Origin of the sequence: Bradyrhizobium septentrionale (genome assembly GCF_011516645.4) — a bacterium.
Classification (GTDB): Bacteria; Pseudomonadota; Alphaproteobacteria; order Rhizobiales; family Xanthobacteraceae; genus Bradyrhizobium; species Bradyrhizobium septentrionale.
Window position 1 is genome coordinate 3293142 of record NZ_CP088285.1, and the last position, 21525, is coordinate 3314666.

General features: G+C 64.9%; 22 protein-coding genes and 1 pseudogene. 10 read left to right on the plus strand and 13 right to left on the minus strand.

Annotated features, from left to right (window positions below):
* Window positions 1-77 precede the first annotated feature (77 nt).
* The 4 genes from HAP48_RS17355 to HAP48_RS17370 form a co-directional block, all read right to left on the minus strand.
* Entirely contained in the window at window positions 78-1388 is a 1311-nt protein-coding gene (locus HAP48_RS17355) for an ABC transporter substrate-binding protein (protein WP_029079521.1), read from the minus strand.
* Window positions 1389-1652: 264 nt separating this feature from the next.
* On the minus strand, window positions 1653-3200 hold the full coding sequence (locus HAP48_RS17360) for an MDR family MFS transporter (RefSeq protein WP_166212255.1): 1548 nt from the start codon (window positions 3198-3200) through the stop codon (window positions 1653-1655).
* 6 nt (window positions 3201-3206) lie between these two features.
* Window positions 3207-4382, minus strand: coding sequence for an HlyD family secretion protein (locus HAP48_RS17365; protein WP_166212252.1), 1176 nt, complete (start codon window positions 4380-4382; stop codon window positions 3207-3209).
* Window positions 4375-4854 carry a MarR family winged helix-turn-helix transcriptional regulator gene (locus tag HAP48_RS17370; protein WP_166212249.1) on the minus strand — a complete coding sequence of 160 codons (480 nt, stop codon included), beginning with the start codon at window positions 4852-4854 and terminating at the stop codon, window positions 4375-4377. The genes HAP48_RS17365 and HAP48_RS17370 overlap by 8 nt, the downstream gene beginning before the upstream one ends.
* Before the next feature lie 164 nt (window positions 4855-5018).
* Here HAP48_RS17370 and HAP48_RS17375 point away from each other — a divergent pair, with 164 nt between their 5' ends.
* Both HAP48_RS17375 and HAP48_RS17380 read left to right on the plus strand, forming a co-directional pair.
* A complete protein-coding gene (locus tag HAP48_RS17375) occupies window positions 5019-5507 on the plus strand; it encodes a Fur family transcriptional regulator (protein WP_165126866.1) in 489 nt (162 codons plus the stop codon).
* Between the two features lie 310 nt (window positions 5508-5817).
* Complete coding sequence (locus HAP48_RS17380) at window positions 5818-6693, plus strand: DMT family transporter (protein WP_420869900.1); 876 nt, start codon at window positions 5818-5820, stop codon at window positions 6691-6693.
* A 232-nt stretch (window positions 6694-6925) separates the two neighbouring features.
* Here the strand turns inward: HAP48_RS17380 and HAP48_RS17385 are convergent, their stop codons facing one another.
* Window positions 6926-7723, minus strand: coding sequence for a hypothetical protein (locus HAP48_RS17385; protein ID WP_224497160.1), 798 nt, complete (start codon window positions 7721-7723; stop codon window positions 6926-6928).
* A 266-nt stretch (window positions 7724-7989) separates the two neighbouring features.
* Window positions 7990-8199 (minus strand): annotated as a pseudogene (locus tag HAP48_RS50760) (DUF805 domain-containing protein); the annotation flags it as partial.
* Between the two features lie 175 nt (window positions 8200-8374).
* Between HAP48_RS50760 and HAP48_RS17395 the strand changes: the two are divergent.
* Window positions 8375-8563 carry a hypothetical protein gene (locus HAP48_RS17395; protein ID WP_166212236.1) on the plus strand — a complete coding sequence of 63 codons (189 nt, stop codon included), beginning with the start codon at window positions 8375-8377 and terminating at the stop codon, window positions 8561-8563.
* 364 nt (window positions 8564-8927) lie between these two features.
* Here the strand turns inward: HAP48_RS17395 and HAP48_RS17400 are convergent, their stop codons facing one another.
* A complete protein-coding gene (locus HAP48_RS17400; protein ID WP_166212233.1) occupies window positions 8928-9803 on the minus strand; it encodes a sulfurtransferase in 876 nt (291 codons plus the stop codon).
* Window positions 9804-10062: 259 nt separating this feature from the next.
* Between HAP48_RS17400 and ispG the strand changes: the two genes are divergently transcribed.
* The 3 genes from ispG to HAP48_RS17415 all read left to right on the plus strand — a co-directional run bounded on the left by ispG (window position 10063) and on the right by HAP48_RS17415 (window position 13990).
* Window positions 10063-11355 (plus strand): flavodoxin-dependent (E)-4-hydroxy-3-methylbut-2-enyl-diphosphate synthase, encoded by a 1293-nt coding sequence (ispG, locus tag HAP48_RS17405; protein ID WP_166212230.1) that lies wholly within the window; start codon window positions 10063-10065, stop codon window positions 11353-11355.
* Window positions 11356-11625: 270 nt separating this feature from the next.
* Window positions 11626-12519 (plus strand): TauD/TfdA dioxygenase family protein, encoded by an 894-nt coding sequence (locus HAP48_RS17410; protein WP_166212227.1) that lies wholly within the window; start codon window positions 11626-11628, stop codon window positions 12517-12519.
* Window positions 12520-12649: 130 nt separating this feature from the next.
* Complete coding sequence (locus HAP48_RS17415; RefSeq protein ID WP_166212224.1) at window positions 12650-13990, plus strand: Rieske 2Fe-2S domain-containing protein; 1341 nt, start codon at window positions 12650-12652, stop codon at window positions 13988-13990.
* 139 nt (window positions 13991-14129) lie between these two features.
* Here the strand turns inward: HAP48_RS17415 and HAP48_RS17420 are convergent, their stop codons facing one another.
* Together HAP48_RS17420 and HAP48_RS17425 are read right to left on the minus strand one after the other, a co-directional pair.
* The gene (locus HAP48_RS17420) at window positions 14130-15737 is read right to left on the minus strand and encodes a Na+/H+ antiporter (RefSeq protein WP_166212221.1); all 1608 of its coding nucleotides are present in this window, start codon (window positions 15735-15737) and stop codon (window positions 14130-14132) included.
* A gap of 108 nt (window positions 15738-15845) precedes the next feature.
* Window positions 15846-16220 carry a nuclear transport factor 2 family protein gene (locus HAP48_RS17425; RefSeq protein ID WP_166212218.1) on the minus strand — a complete coding sequence of 125 codons (375 nt, stop codon included), beginning with the start codon at window positions 16218-16220 and terminating at the stop codon, window positions 15846-15848.
* Between the two features lie 202 nt (window positions 16221-16422).
* Here HAP48_RS17425 and HAP48_RS17430 point away from each other — a divergent pair, with 202 nt between their 5' ends.
* Complete coding sequence (locus tag HAP48_RS17430; RefSeq protein ID WP_166212215.1) at window positions 16423-16857, plus strand: GFA family protein; 435 nt, start codon at window positions 16423-16425, stop codon at window positions 16855-16857.
* 12 nt (window positions 16858-16869) lie between these two features.
* Here the strand turns inward: HAP48_RS17430 and HAP48_RS17435 are convergent, their stop codons facing one another.
* The 3 genes from HAP48_RS17435 to HAP48_RS17445 form a co-directional block, all read right to left on the minus strand.
* A complete protein-coding gene (locus HAP48_RS17435; protein WP_224496498.1) occupies window positions 16870-17280 on the minus strand; it encodes a hypothetical protein in 411 nt (136 codons plus the stop codon).
* A 162-nt stretch (window positions 17281-17442) separates the two neighbouring features.
* Window positions 17443-18123, minus strand: coding sequence for a DUF1345 domain-containing protein (locus HAP48_RS17440; protein WP_166212212.1), 681 nt, complete (start codon window positions 18121-18123; stop codon window positions 17443-17445).
* A gap of 16 nt (window positions 18124-18139) precedes the next feature.
* The gene (locus HAP48_RS17445) at window positions 18140-19060 is read right to left on the minus strand and encodes a polyprenyl synthetase family protein (RefSeq protein ID WP_166212209.1); all 921 of its coding nucleotides are present in this window, start codon (window positions 19058-19060) and stop codon (window positions 18140-18142) included.
* 200 nt (window positions 19061-19260) lie between these two features.
* On the opposite strand from HAP48_RS17445, the gene mtgA reads away from it, so the two are divergent.
* The 3 genes from mtgA (at window position 19261) to HAP48_RS17460 (ending at window position 21101) form a co-directional block, all read left to right on the plus strand.
* Window positions 19261-19932 carry a monofunctional biosynthetic peptidoglycan transglycosylase gene (mtgA, locus tag HAP48_RS17450; protein ID WP_166216303.1) on the plus strand — a complete coding sequence of 224 codons (672 nt, stop codon included), beginning with the start codon at window positions 19261-19263 and terminating at the stop codon, window positions 19930-19932.
* A gap of 160 nt (window positions 19933-20092) precedes the next feature.
* On the plus strand, window positions 20093-20278 hold the full coding sequence (gene rpmF, locus HAP48_RS17455) for a 50S ribosomal protein L32 (RefSeq protein ID WP_021077536.1): 186 nt from the start codon (window positions 20093-20095) through the stop codon (window positions 20276-20278).
* A gap of 193 nt (window positions 20279-20471) precedes the next feature.
* A complete protein-coding gene (locus HAP48_RS17460; protein WP_166212206.1) occupies window positions 20472-21101 on the plus strand; it encodes a hypothetical protein in 630 nt (209 codons plus the stop codon).
* Between the two features lie 14 nt (window positions 21102-21115).
* On the opposite strand, the gene HAP48_RS17465 is transcribed toward HAP48_RS17460, so the two are convergent.
* Window positions 21116-21400 carry a hypothetical protein gene (locus tag HAP48_RS17465; RefSeq protein ID WP_166212203.1) on the minus strand — a complete coding sequence of 95 codons (285 nt, stop codon included), beginning with the start codon at window positions 21398-21400 and terminating at the stop codon, window positions 21116-21118.
* Window positions 21401-21525: the final 125 nt, after the last annotated feature.

The window sequence follows — 21525 nt, forward strand, 5'->3', positions numbered from 1 at the left end:
TTTCGAGACGCGGCCAAGAGGCCGCACCTCAGGATGACGGGGATGGTTCCCAACAAGCCGCGGTAAACAATCGACCCCTACGCCCCGTACACCGATCCCTTCGGCAGCGGAAACACCGGGTCCTGTGTCCTGATGTTGGTCGGCCACACCACGGTGATGCGCTCGCCGGCGTTCTGCATCACGACCGGGGTGGAGCGCTCGTTCTGGCCGGACATCGGGGTACCAGGCGGATAGAATTTCACACCATAGCCCTGGATGGTGCCGCCCGGCGGGATGTCGACGTCGAGCGCCGCCTTGCGGATTGCCTCGGGATCGAAACCGCCATATTTCTCCTTGGCGACCGGCAGCACGTTGTTGAGCAGGACCCAGGTCTGGTTGAAACCCATCGAGCAGTGCGGCGGCACTTCGGTGGCGCTGGTCTTGTCGCGATAGCGCGCCACCATGGTCTTGGTGAGGTCGCCGACCCCCGGCGCCAGCTTGGCCGGATCGAGCAGCTGCGCCGGAACGGGGTCGATGTTGCAGAAATTGTCGATGTCGGCGCCGAACGCCGTGCGCAGCTTGTCGAGCTGGCTGTATCCGGCGCCGGCGCCGAACAGCATCTTGAACTTCAGCCCGCTCTCGCGCGCCTGGCGCAGGAACAGCGTGATGTCGGGGTTGTAGCCGGCATGCGAGATGATGTCGGCCTTGGCGCGCTTCAGCTTCGTCACCAGCACCGAGAGGTCGGGCGCCGAGGCCGAGTAGCCTTCCTTGAGCACGACCTGCAGCCCGGCTTCTTTCGCGAAGGTTTCGTCGGCGGCGGCGACGCCGACGCCATAGGGGCCGTCTTCATGGATCAGCGCGACCTTGACGTCCTTCGGCTCCATGCCGAGCCTGGCCTTGGCGTGTTCGGCGAGGAAGCCGCCAAACGCCTGGCCGTATTGGTCGGAATGAATCTGCGCGCGGAACACATATTGCAGGTTCTTGTCCTTGAACACCGCGGTCGAAACCGCCGTCGTGATCCAGAGGATGCGCTTCTGCTGCTCGACCTTGGCGGCGAGCGGCACGGCGTGCGAGCTCGCGAACACGCCGTTGAGGATGTCGACCTTCTCCTGGTCGATCAGGCGATTGGCCTCGTTGATCGCCACATCGGGCTTGCTCTGGGAATCGACATTGACCGGCGCGATCTTGTATTTGCCGCCGACGCCGCCCTTCTCGTTGACGAGATCGATCGCGATCTGGGTGCCGATCGAGGAGGCGACCGAGCCGCCGGCGGCGAACGGGCCGGTCAGGTCGTAGATCACGCCGATCCGCACCGTTTCGGCCTGCGCCTGCGCCCGTGTCCAATCGAAGCTGAAAGCAGCGGCGGCAGCCGCTGAGGTCTTCAGCAGCGTCCTGCGTGAAGTCGGCATCGCGTCCTCCCTGAAGCCGTCATTGCTGTGACGGGTATTGCTTGTTTTCCAGGGAGTATTGGGAGGCGAGGTCGGAAAGTCAACGCGATTGCGGCTGCGGGGTCTTGCGCTTTCGGAGGGGTGTGAGCGGAGAAGCGGCGGCATTCCCCTCGTCATTCCGGGGCGCGCCACTTGGCGCGAGCCCGGAATCTATTGGGCCGCAGGCGTAGTGGATGAATGGATTCCGGGTTCTCGCTTCGCGAGCCCCGGAATGACAATGGAAACCTACTCCATCACCGCGGCGTGGTCCGGCGGCGCCGATTGCGCACGCAGCGCGGCCTTGGTCGAGCCGATCATCATCGCGAGCGGGATCGAGACCAGGATGAACAGCATCACCAGCTGGTAGTCGTGCGAGAAGGCGATGATCTGCGACTGCGCGGCGACCATCCTGTCGGCCATCGCGCGGCCGGTATCGGTGTTGAGGTTCATCATGCCGGATATGTCGGGCATCTGCAGCGCGTGGTTGAACGGATTGATCTGCTCCGAGAGTTTTGCGTAGATCCGCCGCCCGCCTTCGGTGAGCTGCGCGATCACGATCGAGATGCCGACCGAGCTCGCGACGTTGCGGAACAGCGTCAGCATCGAGGTGCCGTCGGTGCGCAAATGGTTCGGCAAGGTCAGGAACGCCACCGTCGACAGCGGCACGAAGACGAGGCCGAAGCCAAAGCCCTGGACCACGCTGACGACGATGATCTCGTTCGCCTGGGTCATGTCGGTCCAGCCGGTCATCTGGAACAGCGAGGCCGCGGTCAGCGCCAGGCCGGAGATGATCAGCGTCCGCGCCTCGATGTAGCGCATCATGCGGCCGACCAGCATCATCGCGACGAAGGTGCCGGCGCCGCGGGTCGCCAGCAGCAGGCCGGCGGTAATGATCGGATAGCCGACCACGTTCTGCAGATAGGGCGAGGACAGCGCCATGGTCGAATACAGCACGAGGCCCATGACCGTCATGAACACGACGCCGCCGAGAAAATTCCGGTCCTTGAAGATCGCGAACTGGATGAACGGCCTGTCGGTCGTCAACGAATGGGCGAAGAAGAAGTAGCAGCCGACCGCCGCGACGATGAACTCGATCATGATCTCGTTGGACTCGAGCCAGCCGAGCTGCTCGCCGCGGTCGAGCGCGAGCTGCAGCGCACCGATCGCGACCGCGAGCGCGCCAAAGCCGAACCAGTCGAAGCGCAGATTGTGGTCCTGCCTGGTCTCGTCCATGAAGATTGCAAGGCCGAGCACCGTGAAGGCGCCGAACGGCAGATTGACGAAGAACACCCAGTGCCAGGAATAGGTCTCGGTCAGCCAGGCGCCCAATGACGGCCCCATGATCGGGCCCATCATCACGCCCATGCCCCAGATCGACATCGCTTTGGCCCGCTCATGCAGCGCATAGGAGTCGAGCATCACGGCCTGCGACAGCGGCACCAGCGCTGCGCCGAATACGCCCTGCAGCAGGCGGAACAGCACCATCTGGTTGATGTCCTGCGCCAGGCCGCACAGCACAGACGCGAAGGTGAAGCCGGCCGAGCAGATGATGAAGATGCGCTTGCGGCCGAAGCGGTTGGCGATCCAGCCCACCGGCGCGGTCATGATCGCGGCCGCGACGATGTAGGAGGTCAGCACCCAGTTGATCTGGTCCTGCGACGCTGACAGCGAACCCTGCATATAGGGCAGCGCGACGTTGGCGATGGTGGTGTCCAGCGCCTGCATGATCGTCGCGGTCATTGCGCAGATCGTCACCATGTTCCGGCGCATGCCGGATGGTGACGGTGCATTCATCGCGTCTTAGTCCTGGTGGTCCGGGTGCGCCGAGGCCGGCGACAGCCCGAGCAGGCCCGCCAGCGTGCGGCGGTGGTTGGTGTCGATCGTCGCGTAGACGCTCATGCCGGCCTTCAGCTTCTTCACGAACGGATCGTTTTCGTCGAAATAGATCCGCACCGGCACGCGCTGCACCACCTTGACGAAATTGCCGGTGGCGTTCTGCGGCGGCAGGATCGCGAACTGCGCGCCGGTGCCGGGCGACAGCGAGCCGATCTTGCCCTTGAACCGATGGTTCGGGAACGCGTCGACGTCGAGCTCAACCGGCTGGCCGACCGCGACATAGGTGAAGTCGCTTTCCTTCGGGTTGGCGTCGACCCAGGGATGGTCGACGTCGATCACCGAAAACACCGGCGCGCCCGCGGCGACGAAGCGGCCGAGCTGGATCTGGTCGACCTGGGTTGCGACGCCGTCCATCGGCGCGCGCAGCACGGTGTGATCGAGATTGCGCTGCGCGTCGTCGAGCTTGGCCTTGGCCTGGGCATAGGGCGGGAACCGCTCGATCGGCAAATCGACATCGCCGAGCAGCTGGGTCTTGTCCTTGGAAATCTGCTGCTTGATGTATTGCCCCAGACTCTCGGCCGTCACCTGCGCGTTCGCCGCGTTGTCGAGATCGAGCTGCGAGCCGAAATTCTGCTTGGCGAGCGTCGACTTGCGGTCGACGTCCTTCTTCTTCAATTCGATGCTCTGCTGGGCGAATTCGAGCATCCGGGTGTTGATCTTGATGTTGTCGACCAGATTGTCATAGGTCGTCCTGGTCTGGTCGAGCGCGGCCTTGGCCTGCGCGACCGCGAGACGGAACGGCACCGGATCGATCTCGAACAGCTCGTCGCCCTTCCTGACGTGCTGGCCTTCCTTGACGACGATCTTGTCGATCTTGCCGGAGATCTCCGGCGTGATCAGCACCTTCTGGGCGCCGACATAGGCGTCGTCGGTGCCGACATAGCGTCCGCCATTGAGATAGAACACGATGCCGCCGATCGCAGCCACGGTCGGCAGCACGACCAGCAGCAGCACCCGCCGATAGCGCCGCAGGCCCGCCATCAGGCGACGGCGCGGCGCGCGGCTGGCCTTGCCCGACGGCGCGGGCGTTTCCGGATTGCTCTTCTGCTCGGGCGCCAGCTTGAGCACGGGTTCAGCCATAGCGCTGTTCCTTTCGGGAGGGTTCGCCGGCTGGGCTTTGGATGGCATTGCGAACGTTTTCCTTGATCGATTCCAATTGCGTGAGCAGGCGGTGCGCGTCGGCCGGGCTGATGCCCTCGAGCGCGGTCGCGGTGAGTTCGGAGCGCAGGCCGGCCAGCTTGCCGAGCAGCGGGCGCGCGGCCTTCTTCAGATAGAGGCGGTTGACGCGGCGGTCGCTGTCGTCGCTGCGGCGCTCGATCCAGCCATTGTCGCAGAGCTTGTCGATCAGCCGCGTCAGCGTGATCGGCTGCATCTCGAGCAGCTCGGCGAGCTCGGTCTGCTTCATGCCCTCGCTGCGCTCGATCCTGAACAACACGGCCCATTGCGCGCGGGTGATGCCGTAGCGCGCAGCCTCCTTGTCGGCATAGACGCGGATCAGCCGGAACAATTCGCCCAGCGTAAACATGAAGTCCGTGTCCACGGAACCGCGCATAGGTGCATCCTTCCATAAGCTTTGGATATAATAAGCTTGCTTATGAATTCTGCATGCCGGGTTAACGGGGGGCTGCCCCGCATGGCGCACATGGCTGCAACGCGACGAGTGACTGGGAGCGGCCGGGCTATGGGAATGGGCGCAAAAATGCTACATATCGGGCAATGAGCCTCGCGAAGCCGACCTTTCCTGCCCCCGATCACGACCACGGCCGCTGCGCCGCGGACGCGATGGCGCATGCCGAGCAGGTCTGTGCGCGCCGCGGCCAGAAATTCACCCCGATTCGGCGTCAGGTGCTGCAGGCGCTGCTGTCGAGCCATCGCCCGCTCGGCGCCTATGAGGTGATCGACGAGCTGGCCAAGACGATGCCGCGGCCGGCACCGATTACCGTGTACCGCGCGCTCGACTTCCTGATGGAGAACGGCCTCGTGCACCGCATCGAGAGCCGCAACGCCTTCCTCGCCTGCGCGCACGACCATGACGAAGCCTCGATGGTGGCGTTTTTGATCTGCGACCATTGCGGCTCGGTCGGCGAGATCCCGGCCGCACCGGTCGCGCAAAGCCTGACGGCTGCGGCGCGGGCCTCGGGCTTCATCCCGAAACTGTCCGTCGTCGAGATCGCCGGCACCTGCGCGCATTGCCAGAAGACGTGATGCGCAATGGTTCTGCTGATCGGCGCAGCTCTCGAGTTACCTCGCCCCGCTTGCGGGGAGAGGTCGAAATTCGCGTCAGCGAATTTCGGGTGAGGGGGGCTCACCGCGCGCTCGCCTCTATCGAATTTATGGAGAGAGCCCCTCACCCCAGCCCTCTCCCCGCAAGAGCGGGGCGAGGGAGCCTAACCGGCTACTAACAACACGGCACCAAGCCGGCCCACGAGGAAACATGTCGACCCAAGCGATCACAGCCCCCGTCACGAGGCCCGTCAGTGTCGGCCATGGGCTGCCGCCCGGCGCCATCGCCGTGATGCTGATGCTGTGCGTCAGCTGGGGCTTCAACCAGCTCGCGGTCAAGCTCGCGCTGCCCGATGTGCCGCCGATGCTGCAGGCGATGATCCGCTCCTCAGGCGCGCTGCCGGTGATGCTGATCGTCGGCTGGCTGCGCGGCGTCAAATTCTTCGAGCGCGACGGCTCGCTCGTCCCAGGCGTGATTGCCGGGCTGATGTTCGGCTGCGAGTTCGTGCTGATCTTCACTGGGCTCGTCTTCACCTCGGCGTCGCGCGCCTCGGTGTTCCTCTACACCGCGCCGTTCTTCGTCGCGCTCGGCTCGCACCAGTTCCTCGGCGAGCGTCTCTCCACCGTGCAGTGCAGCGGCCTTGCGCTGAGCTTTGCCGGCGTCGCGCTCGCGATCGGCGTGCCGCAACCGAATGTCGACGCCAAGGTTCTGCTCGGCGATCTCATGGTGGTCGGCGGCGGCGCGCTGTGGGCCGCGACCACGCTGGTCGCCAAGGGCACGCGCCTGCGCCAGGCCGCGCCGGAAAAGGCGCTCGGCTACCAGGTCGCGATCTCGATTCCGATCCCCGGGTTTGCCGCCTGGATTGCGGGCGAGCGCATCGAGCATGTGCCGAGCGTGCTGTCGATCTCGCTGCTCGCCTATCAGGCGGTCTGGGTGGTGGGCTGCACCTTCGTGATCTGGTTTGCGATGGTGAAGACCTATTCGGCCAGCAAGCTGTCGGCCTTCACCTTCATCACGCCGCTGTTCGGCGTGGTCGCGGCCTATTTCATCATGCACGACACGCTGACGCCGGTATTCGGCGTCGCCGCGCTGCTGGTGATCGCCGGCCTCTATCTCGTCAACAAGCCCGACCCGAAGGTGACGCCGGACCCGAACGTGCCGGCGTGAGGCCCAGAGACCGAAGGGCGCAGCCAGGACGCTGAATCGAAAAGGACCGTCACATGGACGGTCCTTTTCTGCCGGTTGAAATAGGCCTGTAAAAACCCAAACGTGAAAAATGCTCTGCAAATTACCGTCGTGCCGGCAGGGATTGTATTACGACCGTCCTGGCTCGTCAGGAATCCGGATCAGTACGGTGTTCCGGCATGGAACTGGCGCGGATGGTTAATACCGCAGCTCGCTACATCATCCGCTCATGCATCTCGAGATCGACATAGAGCGCCGCGTGATGCAGGCCGCGGTCGGACAGCATCTTCGCGCTGCCGGCGCCGAGATCGGTGACGTCAAGTGAAGTGCCAAGCCCGTCCCGGTAGAGGATCGGCTGATAGCCCTTGATGATCCTCTGGCCGAACGCCGGGTAGGTCGGCGGGCCATCGGAGAACGCGTGGCGGAACGACTGGTAGAGCGTCGACAAGCGTAGCGTCTCCATCGCCGCCGGCTCATGCCGTTCGGCAAGGCCAAGGCGTATCCTGAAATAGGTGTTGTAGTCCTGGCGCTGCTTCTCGATCGCGATGAATGCATCCGCATCGGCTCCGTCGAGTGCGTAGTAGGCCGCCGTTCGATCCTGCTCCGGCGTGGTCGTTTCGGCCGCCTGCAACTGCGCTCTCTCCTGCTGCAGAAGGCTGTCGACGTCGATCGGTCCGGCCTGCTTGCGGAGGTCGGCCGCGTGCTTGCCCACCACGCTGACGCTTGCCCGATGGTTCAGGTCGATCTCCGCGCCGCCGTCCGCCATCACGCGCCAGCCGGCGGCTTCAAGTCGCGCCCCGGTCCCTGACAACAGCGCGTCGAAAGGCGGCGAGGAGATGCCGTGCCCGTAACGCGCGCAGAGATCGACGACGATGTTGCACGCGGCGGTGACGCCAGGGTCGGCCTTGTCCGCGACGGCCTGTGTCCCGCCATCCGGCGGGATGGCGAATACGGCCATGACGGCTTTGGAAAAACCGGAGACCTTGCGTTCCGCCTCCTGCCTCGCGCCCACGGCCGCATCAAGCGGAACGGCTCCCGATGGACCAGCGCTGGCCCCGTTCGTGCCGTCGTAGCGGCCGGCTGGCTTCGCCTTGCGAGTGCGGCGAGGAAACAGAAACCAGAGAAGGCAAAGGCGCAAATCGCCGGGATGGCGGCGATCAGGCCGTACGGCACGTGAACGCCAAACCAGGCCTCGACGCGATCCTGGATCGCGGCAAAGAAGTAGAAGATGGCGAACGGCGCGACCGCGAAGAACACCGCGAGCCCGGTGGTCAGGCCGCTGTCGTGAAAGCGCCGCGCCGTCACCGCCAACATCGGCAGCGCCATCGCAATGGCGACGTAGATCGCGGTGTCGAGCTGATGGGCCGCGAGCAGAACCAGCAGGCAAAAGCCGAAGAACCACCAGAACTCGGCGCGTGGCGCCCGGCCGCTGAAGTCGGCGAATTTCCTGAAGCAGGTGGCGATCGACGCGGTGGCTTGCATGACCATCTCCGGGCAGACGGCGGCAGCCTAGCGGCGAAGATTTACGTTTCTCTATTGTCGACGGGCGCAATTGCAGCGAGCCGATGCGACGTGGCGAGCCGGGACGGTGTTGATCTACGCCAACATCGCCACTAACATTCCGTGTTATCTCCCACGCGAGGGATGCCTTGGAGGCGCGCCGATGCCAATCGATGCCACCGATGCAATTGAAGCCGGAATCCGGTCGGCGTTCACCGCATATTCCAAAGAGGATGATCCGGATTGGCGGAGTGCTTGCTGGATCAAGCCTGATGAGTGCTCCCATTTGGCAAAGAACATCCTGAAGGAATTGGCGGCCCGGGGCTTTGAGATCGTCAAGAAGCCGGCTTGATTGCCGCGCCGACGCACTCGCTGCGGCCTCACCGGCCGCGCCGCACGTTCACCGTCGTCCCGGCGAAGGCCGGGACCCATAGCCACCGACGATGATTGTTGCGCGACGCTGGGGCCACAGCGCGCTTCAGCAACTCAATCCTGTGGTTATGAGGCCCTGCTTTCGCAGGGACGACGAAGCGGTGAGGGCGCGTGCTCACGTCGATCACCGTCACCCTGAGGAGGCCGCGGAGCGGCCGTCTCGAAGGGTCGACGGCCACCGGCCGGGCCGTTCATCCTTCGAGGCTCGCTACGCTCGCACCTCAGGATGACGGTTCAACAGCTCTCGCAGCGGCGACGTGAGGGGAGAGCAGTCCGTGCCCCCGTTACCCCACCTCGATCGGCAGCGACGCATCCTTCGCCCATTCGCCCATCGAGCCGTCATAGAGCGTGAGAATGTCGTAGCCGAGCCGATGCAGCTGGAACAGGTCGATGGTCGCGGAGATGCCGCCGCCGCAATAGGCGACGACGCGCTTGTCCTTGCTGATGCCCTGCGCGGCGAATGTCGCTTCGGCTTCCGCCAGCGGCACGAACGTCTTGTGCTTGGGATCGATTAAGCTTGCGGCCGGCACGCTGACGCTGCCGGGGATGCGGCCGGGCCTGCCGTAGCGGCTCGGCTCCAGGCCCTTGTAGAATTGCGGGCCGAGCGCGTTGACGATGACGGTGTCGCTCTCCGTGGTGGCGGCGAGCACGTCATGCTTGTCGACGAACGTGCCGTCCTTCGGCCGCGCCGGGAACGTGGCCGGCGGATAGCCGCCGGCGAGCCCGGTCTCGATGTCGCGTCCCTCGGCGGTCCATTTGTCGATGCCGCCGTCGAGCACCGCGGCACCCTCGAAGCCGAGCGAGTGCAGCATCCACCAGAACCGCGTCGCCCACATCGCGGTGCCGATCGAATACAGCACCACGCGGCTGTTGGCCGAGATGCCGTGGCGGCCGAACGCGGCCTCGAGCTGGGCTGTCGGCGGCATCATGAAGCGCAGCTCGGTACGGGCATCGGAGAATTCGGCCTGCAAATCGAGGAAATTCGCGCCGGGGATGTGGCCGGCCTCGAACGTCTGGCGGCCCGAGACGACAATATAGGGAACGCCGCTGCCGGCAGGCGCCGGCTCCAGATAGGTCGTGCAGTCGAACAGGCGGAGATCCGGCCGGGTCAGGATGTCGGCGAGTTCCGCCGTGGTGATCAGCTCGCTATGGCCGGCCATGTCGCGCCCTCCCGGAATGATCTTAAGACGATGCTAAGATGCTCAAGGTCACATGAAAAGCTGTCACTTTGCCCTTTGATTCACCCCAATTCGGCCCAATATAGCGGATCATGCAGGACGCCGCTGCATGGCTTGCCTTTGGCCTCAATCGGCGCCATAAGCTGTTGAATTCACTCCGAAACATGCCCGTTTGGCCCGCCTCCCGCGGGGCCCATCGCCCCCTTGGTGAATGTCACCAAAACCTGATATTCGAGACGCCATGAACAAGCCCGAGATTTTGCCGCAAGACGACGACGTCGCCGGCCCCGCGCCGCGGCACCAAACCACGCAAGTCATGGTCGGCAACGTCGCCGTCGGCGGCGGTGCGCCGATCGTCGTGCAGTCGATGACCAACACCGACACCGCCGACATCGAGGGCACCATCGCCCAGGTCGCGGCCTTGACCCGCGCCGGCTCCGAGATGGTGCGCATCACGGTCGACCGCGAAGAAGCCGCTGCCGCCGTGCCGCACATCCGCGACGGCCTGCGCAAGATGGGCATCACCACGCCCCTGATCGGCGACTTCCACTATATCGGCCACAAGCTGCTCGCCGAGTATCCGGCCTGCGCCGAAGCGCTCGACAAGTACCGCATTAATCCCGGCAATGTCGGCTTCAAGAACAAGCGCGACACCCAGTTCGCCGACATCATCGAGATCGCCAACAAGAACGACAAGCCGGTGCGCATCGGCGCCAATTGGGGCTCGCTCGACCAGGAGCTGCTGACCAAGCTGATGGACGAGAACATCGCCTTGCCGAATCCGCGCGACGCCCGCGCGGTGACGCGTGAGGCCATGGTGCAGTCGGCGCTGCTGTCGGCGGCCCGCGCCCAAGAGCTCGGCATGCCGAAGAACAGGATCATCCTGTCGGCGAAGGTCTCCGCCGTGCAGGATCTGATCGCGGTCTATCAGGAAGTCGTGCGCCGCTCGGACTACGCGATCCATCTCGGCCTCACCGAGGCCGGCATGGGCTCGAAGGGTATTGTCGCGTCCTCGGCCGCGCTCGGCATCCTCTTGCAGCAGGGCATCGGCGACACCATCCGCATCTCGCTGACGCCGGAGCCCGGCGGTGACCGCACGCTGGAAGTGCAGGTCGCGCAGGAATTGCTGCAGACCATGGGCTTCCGCACCTTCGTGCCGCTGGTCGCGGCCTGCCCGGGTTGCGGCCGCACCACCTCGACCACGTTCCAGGAGCTGGCGCGATCGATCCAGGATTTCATCCGCGACGAGATGCCGGCCTGGAAGACCAAGTATCCCGGCGTCGAAGAGCTCAACGTCGCCGTGATGGGCTGCATCGTCAACGGCCCCGGCGAATCCAAGCATGCCGATATCGGCATCTCGCTGCCCGGCACCGGCGAGGCGCCGGCTGCGCCTGTGTTCGTCGACGGCAAGAAGTTCCGCACCCTGCGCGGTCCGGGCATCGCCGCCGACTTCAAGGCGCTGGTGATCGACTACATCGATCAGAAGTACGGCGCGGGCGCCAAGGTGCCGGAGCAGGCGGGCGCCGCGGAGTAGTTTCACTCCGCTCGTGACCCACACAAGCCGTCGTCCCGGCCCAGTGCGCAATTGTGCACGGGAGCCGGGACGCATAACCACAGGCGGTGGTTGTGGCGCGAGATGCGGGTTACCAGCCTTCGCAAAACCCGATCCTGTGGTTATGGGTCCCGGATCTGCGCTCCGCTTCGCTGCGCTTGTCCGGGACGACGGGCATGTTTGCGGTGCGGATTGCGCTTCTGCCGATGCGCGCTACCATGCTCCTAATCAAGAACCATCGGGAGAACGCCCATGAGCTCACTGTCCGGCAAGCAGGGTCCGCGCTATCGCCACCTCGCCGACCAATCCGAGCCCTATGAGACCATCGGCGTCGAGAAGCTGACGCCGATCATCGGCGCCGAAATCTCCGGCGTTGATATCGGCAAGCTGGTCTCCGGCGATGTGCGCTCCAACCGCCAGATGGACGAGATCCATCGCGCGCTCGCCGAAAACCTCGTGATCTTCTTCCGCGACCAGCATATCAGCCCCGACCAGCATCTCGCCTTCGGCCGCAAGTTCGGCGAGCTGCATGTGCATCCCGCCGCGCCCAACGAGGGCGATCCGGCGCTGATGAAGATCTATGCCGACAAGGATTCACCACGCGCCAACGGCGAGGGCTGGCACACCGACGTGTCCTGCGACCTCGAGCCGCCGATGGGCTCGATCCTCTACATCAAGCAATGCCCGCCGCGCGGCGGCGACACGCTGTTCGCCAACATGTACGCCGCCTATGAGGCGCTGTCGGATCGCATGAAGGCCTATCTCGACGGGCTCACCGCGCTGCACGACGGCGAGCAGACTTATCGTGGGCTGTACGCGAATTACGGCGTCGCCGACAAACGGGAATATCCGCGCGCCGAGCACCCGGTGGTCCGCACCCATCCGGTGACGCGCAAGAAGTCGCTCTACGTCAACCGCGGCTTCACCCGCTTCATCGTCGGTATCCCGCGCGACGAAAGCGACGCCATGCTGGCCTATCTCTACCAGCACGGCGAGAACCCGCTGTTCCAGTGCCGCTTCCGCTGGACCGAGAATGCCATCGCATTCTGGGACAATCGCTGCGCCCAGCACCGCGCGATGTGGGATTACTGGCCGCACACCCGCTCGGGCACGCGCGTGACCGTCAAGGGAGAACGGCCGGTGTGAGGATGAGCGTGGTGCGTAGGATGGGTAGAGCGCAGCGAAACCCATCGTCACCGCGCGGATGCAAGTGATGGGTTTCGCTTCGCTCTACCCATCCTACGAATAGAACCGAAAATAAATCGGGAGGTCGTCCATGCTTCGCGCCGAAGACAACAAATTCCTCACCGAATCGGGTGCGGGGACGGGAATGGGCGAGCTCCTGCGCCGGTTCTGGATCCCGGTGCTGCTGTCGGAAGAACTCCCCGAGCCGGACAGCGATCCGAAGAAGATCGTGGTGATGGGCGAGGAGCTGCTGGTCTTCCGCGATAGCAGAGGCGTGGTCGGCGTCATCGATCAATACTGCCCGCATCGCGGCGCCAATCTCTGGCTCGGCCGCAACGAGGAATGCGGCATCCGCTGCGTCTATCACGGCTGGAAGTTCGACACCGACGGCCGCTGCGTCGACATGCCGACATCCTATCCGGACCTCAATGCAAAGGATCTGATCCGCATCAAGTCCTATCCGGTGCGCGAATGGGGCGAGGTGATCTGGGCCTATATGGGCCCTGTCGAGGCGATGCCCGAATTGCCGGCGCTGGAGATGGCGCTGCTGCCGGCCTCGCACCGCTTCGTCACCAAGAAGTGGCAGGACTGCAACTGGGTACAGGCGGTGGAAGGCTCGATCGACACCGCGCATTTCACCTTCGCGCATCTCTCCTTCGAGAAGCAGGAGAACGAGATCCTCGACATCAAGAAGCATTTCGTGAACCCGTTGACGCGGGTTGCGACCGACCACATGCGCTGGATCGCAGAGGATCCGCGGCCCGTGATCAAGATCAATCCGCATGAGGCCGGGCTGACGGTCGCGGGCGGGCGGCTCACCGGCAGCGACAACATCTACTGGCGCATCGCCCAGTTCCTGATGCCGTTCCACAGCTACGCACCGAGCTCGATGCCGGGTGAGAACATGTTCGGCCAGACCTTCGTGCCGGTCAGCGACACCAGTTGCTGGATCTACACTTATGCGTGGAATCCCGACCGGCCGCTGACCGAGGCGGAACGGGATGGCTACCGCAACGGCAATGGCGTGATGGCGGTGGTCGACGAGAATTACGTGCCGCGGCGCAACAAGGCGAACGACTATCTGATCGACCGCCAGCTGCAGCGGACCAAGAGCTACACCGGCATCAAGGGCGTCTCCGAACAGGACGCCGCGGTGCAGGACAGCCAGGGCCCGATCGCCGATCGCACCCGCGAGCATCTCGGCCCGACCGATCTCGGTATCATGCATTTCCGCAAGCTGGTGATGGAGGCGGCCCGCGCGCTGCAGAAGGGCGAGGCGCCGCCGCATGTGGCGCACCAGGATCGCTACACCGTGCGCTCCGGCGCCTGCGTCACCAGCAAGACCAAGGACCTTACCGCCGTGATGATCGAACGGTTCGGCGATCCCGCCGGCTTTGTCGGCGGCTCCGGGCAGAACGCGGCGGCGGAGTAGATGATGCTGTCGTCCCTGCGAAAGCCGGGACCCATAACCACCGAAAAAAATTGTCGGAGCACGCTGGGGCCGCAGCCTTCGCCAAACCAGCGACGGTGGTTATGGGTCCCGGCTCGCGCTTCACAGGGGCGACGCAAACCTACAACGGAATCCTGCGATACTCCCGGTTGGAGAGGCTCGCTTCCTCGAGATCGAGATCGCGCTCGATGCGCCGCCTGGTTTCGTCGGTGATCTTGCCGTCGCGCAGCAGCATATGGATGAACTTGCGCTCGGAGGAGATCAGCTCCCGCGTCAGCGCGGTGCCGGCCGCGGAGACGTCGTGCTTCTCGGGGTCGAGCGTATCGGGCAGCTGGTTGAAGCGGATCTCGTGCCGCGAGCGCAGCAGCTTCACCACTTCGTCGGAAAGCTCGCGGTCGTCGGTGATGGCATCGAGCGACTTCAGCGCGGCATTCAGCGCCTCGCGCCGCGCCGCGATTTCCTGCTCATGCTCGGCGATATGCTCGCTGCGGCCGTCCTGGGCGAGGCCGAGCCAGCGCACCACCGGCGGCAGGCCGAGGCCGAGCCCGACCAGTGTCACGAAGATCACGCCGAAGGCGACGAACAGGATCAGGTCGCGATACGGGAAGGCGTCTCCGCCAGGCAATGTCAAAGGCAGCGCCAGCGCCGCGGCAAGCGAGACCGCGCCGCGCACGCCGGTGAAGGCGACCACGAACACCGCCCGCCACGACGGCAGCGGATCGCGGTCGCGCATGCTCCGGCTGATCCAGCGCGGCAGATAGGTGCCGGGAAACACCCAGAGGAAGCGCGCGACGATCACGATGACGGCGACCAGCACGGTGGCGGTGAGGATGTCGTGCAGCGGGAACGACTTCGACTTCTCGTACAGCGAGCGCATCTGGAAGCCGGTCATCAGGAACAGCAGACCCTCGATCAGAAAGATGACCAGGTCCCAGAAGAAGATGCCCTGCAGGCGCGTCGCGGCCGAGATCAACAGCGGTCCGTTCCAGCTCATGTAGAGACCGCAGGCAACGGTTGCGATCACGCCGCTGCCGCCGAAATGCTCCGGGATCCAGTAGGCGAGATAGGGCGTGATCAGCGACAGCGTGATTTCAACCTGCGGATCGCGGGCTCTGCGGCGGGCGCGCAGGCTGAGCCAGCCGATCGCCGTGCCGAACGCGATCTCGCCGGCGACGATGACGAGGAAGGTGCCGGTCGCCTTCGGCAGCGAGAACAGCCCGGTGGTGATGGCGGCCAGCGCGAAGCGATAGAGGATCAGCGCGGTCGCGTCATTGGCGAGCCCTTCGCCCTCGAGCACCACCAGGACGCGCCGGGGCAGGCCGAGCTTGCGCGCGATCGCAAGCGGCGCCACCACGTCCGGCGGCGCGACGATCGCGCCAAGCAGGAAGCCGACGCTCCAGGGCAGGCCGATCAGATAATGGGTCGCCGCCGCGACCATGAAGGCGGTGAAGATCACGCAGCCGACCGACAGCAGGATGATCGGCCGCAGATTGGCCTTGAACTCGCGCCAGCTCATCGCGACGCTCGCCGAATAGATCAGCGGCGGCAGCACCACCAGAAGCACGAGCTCCGGCGGCAGTTCCAGCGACGGCATGCCCGGCACGAAGGCGAGCACGACGCCGGTCAGCAGCAGCAGGATCGCCGGCGCGATATCGGTCCGCCGCGCCACCAGCGCGGTTCCCGCCAGCACGCCGAGCAGGGTGAGAAAAATCTGAAACTTGGCTTCCATAATGGGCTCAATTCGCCCGGAAACCACCGGCAGTCAATGCGGTCCGGCCGGAGCCGGACCGCTGGGGTGTCTCACAATGCCGTCGTAGGGATACGGCGGGTCCGCCGGTCAGTCCCGCAGGTCGTAGCGGTACGACTTCGAGACGATCTGCCAGCCATCGGCGAGCTTCATCGCCACCAAATAGTCGGTGAAGTAGCGCGGCGGCAGCTGGCACCGCACCTTGATGAAGGCGGTGTTGTCGTCGGAGCGGTCGATGGTGACGATGAAATCCTCGCGAGCCTTGCCCTCGGCCCTCCCCGACGGCCGCTTGCGCACCCAGGCAAGCCAGTCCGGCACGGTCAGGACCTTCAGCTCGCCCTTCTCCACCCAGCGCAGGTCGGCGCTTGGATGAAAGGCCGCGGCGAGCTTGTCGGCGTCGCCCTCGTAGAGACCGTCGAAATAGGTTTGCACGACATTTTCGACGCTGGATCGATCTTGGCTCATTGGTTGGTCCTCCCGGCAGGGTTTTGGTCTGTGAGAGCGTTTTCGAGCGAAGTGGGTACCGGTTCGCGTAAAGAAAACGCGTCAAACAGGAATCTAGAGCCCCCGTTCCGATTCAATCGGAACGGAAAGGGCTCTAGGATTTAGCCATGAACCACCGGATTGCGCTATGGCCGCTAGCAAAATTCCGCGTGAGGAGAAAGCCGTGACCGCATCTGCAAATTCGAACGATCGCATCCTGACGGGCGAATGCTTCTGCCGCGACGTGCGCTACGAGGTGGCTGATGCATTTTCCTATGCGCTGAATTGTCACTGCTCGAACTGCCGCCGCACCACGGGATCGGCGTTCAAGCCGTTCGCAGGAATCGCGCGCGAAAAATTCGCTGTCGTCAGCGGCGCCGATCGTCTGCTGATCTACGGCAATGAGCTGACCCACGACGCGCATTGCGGCCGCTGCGGCTCGCTGCTCTATTCGCTTGTCCGCGACGGCGCCTATGTCCATGTCACGATGGGAACGCTGCGCGATGCGCCGGCGATCCGGCCGACCGCGCATATCTTCGTCGGCTCCAAGGCGCCGTGGTACGCGATATTGGACGACCTGCCGCAGTATCAGGGGCACGTGACCAAAGGTGCGGAATAAATCCGCGCCAGCTCAGTTCTTGCCCTGAGGTTGCTCCGCATGTGCCGAGGTCGTCGTGGACGGCCCCAGCGAGAAGGCGAGCACGACATTGTCGGCGCGCTGCTTGAACTCCTTGCCGACCGCGTTGCGCGCGGCGTCGGAGAGTTCCCGCAGCGGCTTGTCCTGTAACAGATTGGGGAAGGTGACGGTCACCGATGTCAGCCGGCCATTGCGCCAGTTGAATCCGACCTGTGGTTTGACCCCGACCGCCGCAAGGAGATCTTCCTCGACGGCCTTGGCATGCTTGAAGCCGTCGAACACGGCGTCGACCATGCCGCAGCCCGCGGCGCAGCCGGCCAGCAGCGCGAGGGCGACAAGGTTTCGGGCCATGCGGCCGATCGTGCCCGATCGCGCGAATGGAACCGGTGCGGTTGCGCCCTGCATGACGTCCTCCGTGGTATTGTTCTCGTTCCCATGATCGTGCACGAAATGTCGTGACGAGCCAAATCCGAACCGAAGGTCCCTCCCGCAGTGTCGCCATGAACGGATCTCGGCGGCTGCCCCGGCCTCGGCGGCGGCAATGTCGAGTCTGCAACTCGTGAGCAGCTAGATCGCGCTCGCCGCGATGTTCACCATCAGGGCCAGCAGCGCGGTGTTGAACACGAACGAGATGACGCCGTGCACGGTCGCGGTGCGGCGGATGATCTTGTCGGTGATGCCGACGTCGGAGACCTGCGCGGTCATGCCGATCACGAACGAGAAGTAGATGAAGTCCCAGTAATCGGCGTCGACATGCTCGTCGCCGCTCGGAAACTGCAATCCGCCGGGCGTCTTGCCGCGGTAGAATTCATGAGCGTAGTGCAGCGCGAACGCGGTGTGAACCATGGTCCATGACAGCGTGATGGTGACGATCGCCGCCGCCAGTCCGGCCGGGCTGCCCTTGGCTGCGCCGAGTTCAAACACGATGGCTGCGAGGCTCGCCAGCGCGCCGAACGCAGTCACCAGCAGGATCAGGAAACGGCCATCGTCCTGCAATATGGCGCTTCGCTTGATATAGGCGACGCCACAGCGCAGCATCATCGCATAGGCAAGAACGAGATACAGCGCGGCGAAGGCGTCCCATCCGGCGAGCAGGCGCGTGACAATGCGCGGCGCTCCCGGCACCAGCAGGGCAGCCAGGATGCCGACCCCAAGCGAGACGAAGGTGCGCGGCCGGCCCACGACGACGCGGACCGGCATCGGCAGCTTGCGGAAACGAACAAGGCGGTCGTCGGGCTCCTTGTTCATTTCACGCGGCTTTCGGCTAGTTCTTGCGCTCAGCGACGAAGCGGGCTGCCGCGCGCAGCACGTCGCCCCTGCCGTCAAAGATCGACAATGCGGCATCGGCGCGCGCCAGCAGGTCGCGCACGCGCTGCTTGGCGCCATCGATGCCGAGCTGGGTGACGAAAGTGGTCTTGCCGAGCGCGGCGTCGGCGCCTGCCGGCTTGCCGAGCGCGGCGGCGTCGCCCTCGACGTCGAGCAGATCGTCGGCGATCTGGAAGGCCTCACCGAGCGCTTTGCCGTAATCGTCGAGCGCCTGGTACTCCTTCTGCGAGGATTGGCCGAGGATCGCGCCGGCGATGCAGCCGAAGCGGAGCAGCGCGCCGGTCTTCATCTGCTGCAGGCGCGCGACGTCGACCGGCTCGCGATCGCCGAAGCGGCCTTCGCCGGCAAGGTCGAGGATCTGGCCGCCGGCCATGCCGCCGATCCCGGAGGCGCGCGCCAGCGCGCGGGTCAGGAGCAGGCGGACCTGGGCGTCCTTGTGGATCGCATCGCGGGTGATGATGTCGAAGGCGATCGTGAGCAGCGCGTCGCCGGCCAGGATCGCGGTCGCCTCGTCATAGGTCTTGTGCAGGGTCGGGCGGCCGCGGCGCAGATCGGAATTGTCCATCGACGGCAGATCGTCGTGGATCAGCGAATAGCAGTGGATGCATTCGAGCGCGGCGCCCACCAGCAGGGCGGCTTCGCGCGGGATGCCGAACACCGCCGCGCTCTCGACCGCGAGGAACGGCCGCAGCCGCTTGCCGCCGCCGAGGCTCGAATAGCGCATCGCCTCGATCAGCCGCTTCGGGCGCACGATTTCGTCGGTTTCGGTCGTGTCGGACAAAAGTTTCGCGAGCAGGGCTTCGGTATCCTCCGCGGTCTGGTCCAGCCGCTTGGAAAACTCTGCAGTACCGGTCGTCATTAAGAATTGCTCCAGATCGATTTTCGGCCGGACAATCGTTGATGGCACGGGCTTCGTCAATTCCACCCTGCGACGGATTCGCGCCTTAAAAGTGCTGGAAAAACCGTGAATTATCCCACAGACGTCTGACAGCGCCGGCCATGTCCTGGCGGGCGGGGCCCAAATCCTTCCTGGAGAGGTTCTCCCCGGAAACCCTCGTTTTGCGCATCGTCCGAATTTTATTGCTGCTTTTGCTGGCCCTGCTGGTGCTGCCGTATCTGGTGACGCCGTTCTATCGCACCGGCCACCCGGTCTCGGCCCTGATGGCGTGGCGGACCCTGCGAGGCGCCCCGGTGACGCGGCACTGGATCGATTTCGGCGCGATGTCGCCGTATCTGCCGCGGTCCGTGGTCGGCGCGGAAGACGCCCATTTCTGCAAGCACCGGGGCGTCGATTGGGGCGCGCTGCGCGAGGTGATCGACGATGCCGGGGATGGTGAGGCGGCGCGCGGCGGCTCGACCATCACCCAGCAGGTCGCCAAGAACCTGTTCCTGTGGCCCGGCCGCAGCATGATCCGGAAGGGGCTGGAACTGCCGCTGGCGCTCTGGATCGATTTCGTGCTGCCCAAGCAGCGAATCCTGGAAATCTACCTCAACATCGCGGAAATGGGCCCATCCGGGCAGTTTGGCGCCGAAGCGGGGGCGCAATATGCCTTCGGCCGGTCGGCAGCCGGGCTGTCAGCCCGCGAGGCCGCGCTTATGGCTTCGATCCTGCCGAATCCGGTCAAACGGAGCGCCCGGAACCCGGGTCCGGGGGTGCGCAGGCTGTCCGGGACCTATATGGCGAGGGGCAATGCGGTGGAGCGCTGCTGGCGCGAAAATCGCGGCTCCTGAGGCTGATTTCGGGCGGATTTTACCGTATCGGACCCTAGATTTACGCGGTGCCTTCCTCTATAAGCGCGGCCTTACCGGCATCGCAGCTGGCGCTTTGAAGCGCTGTGCGCTCGTCCCCATTTCGGACGATGCCTCCGCAACACCCCTAGAGGACACCGTCATGGCCGTTCCCAGAAGAAAAACCTCGCCGTCGCGCCGTGGCATGCGCCGTTCGGCTGATGCGATCAAGACCCCGACCTATGTCGAGGACAAGGACTCCGGCGAACTGCGCCGCCCGCACCACCTCGACCTGAAGACCGGCATGTACAAGGGCCGCCAGGTCCTGAAGGCCAAGAAAGAGTCCTGATCGGACATTCGGCTGTCGCGCCGCAGGGCATGATCCGGAAAAGTGTGTAGCGGTTTTCCGATAAGATCATGCTCCGAACAAAACGGCGCTGCGCCTGAATTCGGCCAACGAGGCCGGTCAAGACGGGCGCGTCCGCGGCGAAGCGTAGGCATCGCCGCAATGCTGGTTCTCCCTCAATAAGGCGCAAGCCCCGATGGTCGGTTTTCCGCTGCTGCTCGTTCCGCTCGCGGTCTACAACATCATCGCCTTCCTGATGCCCGGCGTGTCCGTCACCGACCCGCTGATCAGGCTGACATTGCTCTCGGGCGAGCAGTGGCAGATCACGCTCAGCGACATGCTGCTCGCTGCCGGCGTGCTGCTGTTGCTGCTCGAGGTCATCAAGGGCGCGCGCCCTGGCGCGAAATATCTCACCGACCACCTGCTGTCGCTGATCGTGTTCGGTGCGGCCGCCGCCGAATTCGTGCTCTGGCCGAAATTCGGCAACTCGACTTATGGCCTGCTCACGCTGCTGGCGCTGGTCGATTTCATTTCCGGAATTGCGCTGCGCGCCCGCCGCCGCGCGGTGGTCGCGGCGCCGAGCGCCAGCAAATCGCAGCCCGCCGCGGTTGAGGCGCCACGGCCCGCGCCGGTCGCCGAGCCCGCGCCGGCCCCGGCCGCTGTCGTCACACCGGCGCCCGCCGCGCCACCGCCGGCCGCAACCGTCCCTCCGGCGGCGTCGGTTGCGGAATCCGTGCTGCTCGATCAGTCCGCGCCAAAGCCGACGGTGACCTCGCCGGATTTGCAGCCGGGCGGCCAGCCGCCGTCGGACGCGCCGCAGCGCTGATACTCTTCCGGAATCTAGATGATCTGCCGGGTGCGCCGCGCGACGCTGCGGCGTTCGTCGATGTGCGGGCCGTAGGCGCTCTGCGCGTCGGCCAATGACCCACGCCGCAGCTCGCACGTCTGCGGTTCGTGGGCGGCGGTTGCGATCAGCTGGGCCACGAACGACGGATCGGCGTGGGGTAGCGGGATCTTGGGGGCCCAATGGGTGTTAGCGGCCAGCTGCACCAAGGCGGTGCAGGGGGCTGCAGGTTCGCCTGTAACCTCGCCGTCCAGGATTTCCGATTGATCGATATCAGGCATCGCACGCAGACCCGTTGACCGTCATACTCTGGGACGTTGCGTCCCTCCGCAACACCCCCGTGGCAAGGGTCATGCCCGCCATCCCCAGTTCGTTCCCCGGCAGTCGTAAACGTGGTTTCCAGATT

Excerpts from the sequence above, each read along its gene's own strand:
- ispG (WP_166212230.1), top strand. The coding sequence starts at position 10,063 with ATGAACAAGCCCGAGATTTTGCCGCAAGACGACGACGTCGCCGGCCCC.
- HAP48_RS17400 (WP_166212233.1), bottom strand. The coding sequence starts at position 9,803 with ATGGCCGGCCATAGCGAGCTGATCACCACGGCGGAACTCGCCGACATC.
- HAP48_RS17380 (WP_420869900.1), top strand. The coding sequence starts at position 5,818 with ATGCTGATGCTGTGCGTCAGCTGGGGCTTCAACCAGCTCGCGGTCAAG.
- HAP48_RS17420 (WP_166212221.1), bottom strand. The coding sequence starts at position 15,737 with ATGGAAGCCAAGTTTCAGATTTTTCTCACCCTGCTCGGCGTGCTGGCG.
- HAP48_RS17445 (WP_166212209.1), bottom strand. The coding sequence starts at position 19,060 with ATGACGACCGGTACTGCAGAGTTTTCCAAGCGGCTGGACCAGACCGCG.
- HAP48_RS17365 (WP_166212252.1), bottom strand. The coding sequence starts at position 4,382 with ATGGCTGAACCCGTGCTCAAGCTGGCGCCCGAGCAGAAGAGCAATCCG.
- HAP48_RS17410 (WP_166212227.1), top strand. The coding sequence starts at position 11,626 with ATGAGCTCACTGTCCGGCAAGCAGGGTCCGCGCTATCGCCACCTCGCC.
- HAP48_RS17355 (WP_029079521.1), bottom strand. The coding sequence starts at position 1,388 with ATGCCGACTTCACGCAGGACGCTGCTGAAGACCTCAGCGGCTGCCGCC.
- HAP48_RS17370 (WP_166212249.1), bottom strand. The coding sequence starts at position 4,854 with ATGCGCGGTTCCGTGGACACGGACTTCATGTTTACGCTGGGCGAATTG.
- HAP48_RS17360 (WP_166212255.1), bottom strand. The coding sequence starts at position 3,200 with ATGAATGCACCGTCACCATCCGGCATGCGCCGGAACATGGTGACGATC.
- HAP48_RS17435 (WP_224496498.1), bottom strand. The coding sequence starts at position 17,280 with ATGCAGGGCGCAACCGCACCGGTTCCATTCGCGCGATCGGGCACGATC.
- HAP48_RS17395 (WP_166212236.1), top strand. The coding sequence starts at position 8,375 with ATGCCAATCGATGCCACCGATGCAATTGAAGCCGGAATCCGGTCGGCG.
- HAP48_RS17425 (WP_166212218.1), bottom strand. The coding sequence starts at position 16,220 with ATGAGCCAAGATCGATCCAGCGTCGAAAATGTCGTGCAAACCTATTTC.
- HAP48_RS17415 (WP_166212224.1), top strand. The coding sequence starts at position 12,650 with ATGCTTCGCGCCGAAGACAACAAATTCCTCACCGAATCGGGTGCGGGG.
- HAP48_RS17465 (WP_166212203.1), bottom strand. The coding sequence starts at position 21,400 with ATGCCTGATATCGATCAATCGGAAATCCTGGACGGCGAGGTTACAGGC.
- rpmF (WP_021077536.1), top strand. The coding sequence starts at position 20,093 with ATGGCCGTTCCCAGAAGAAAAACCTCGCCGTCGCGCCGTGGCATGCGC.
- HAP48_RS17460 (WP_166212206.1), top strand. The coding sequence starts at position 20,472 with ATGGTCGGTTTTCCGCTGCTGCTCGTTCCGCTCGCGGTCTACAACATC.
- HAP48_RS17440 (WP_166212212.1), bottom strand. The coding sequence starts at position 18,123 with ATGAACAAGGAGCCCGACGACCGCCTTGTTCGTTTCCGCAAGCTGCCG.
- HAP48_RS17375 (WP_165126866.1), top strand. The coding sequence starts at position 5,019 with ATGAGCCTCGCGAAGCCGACCTTTCCTGCCCCCGATCACGACCACGGC.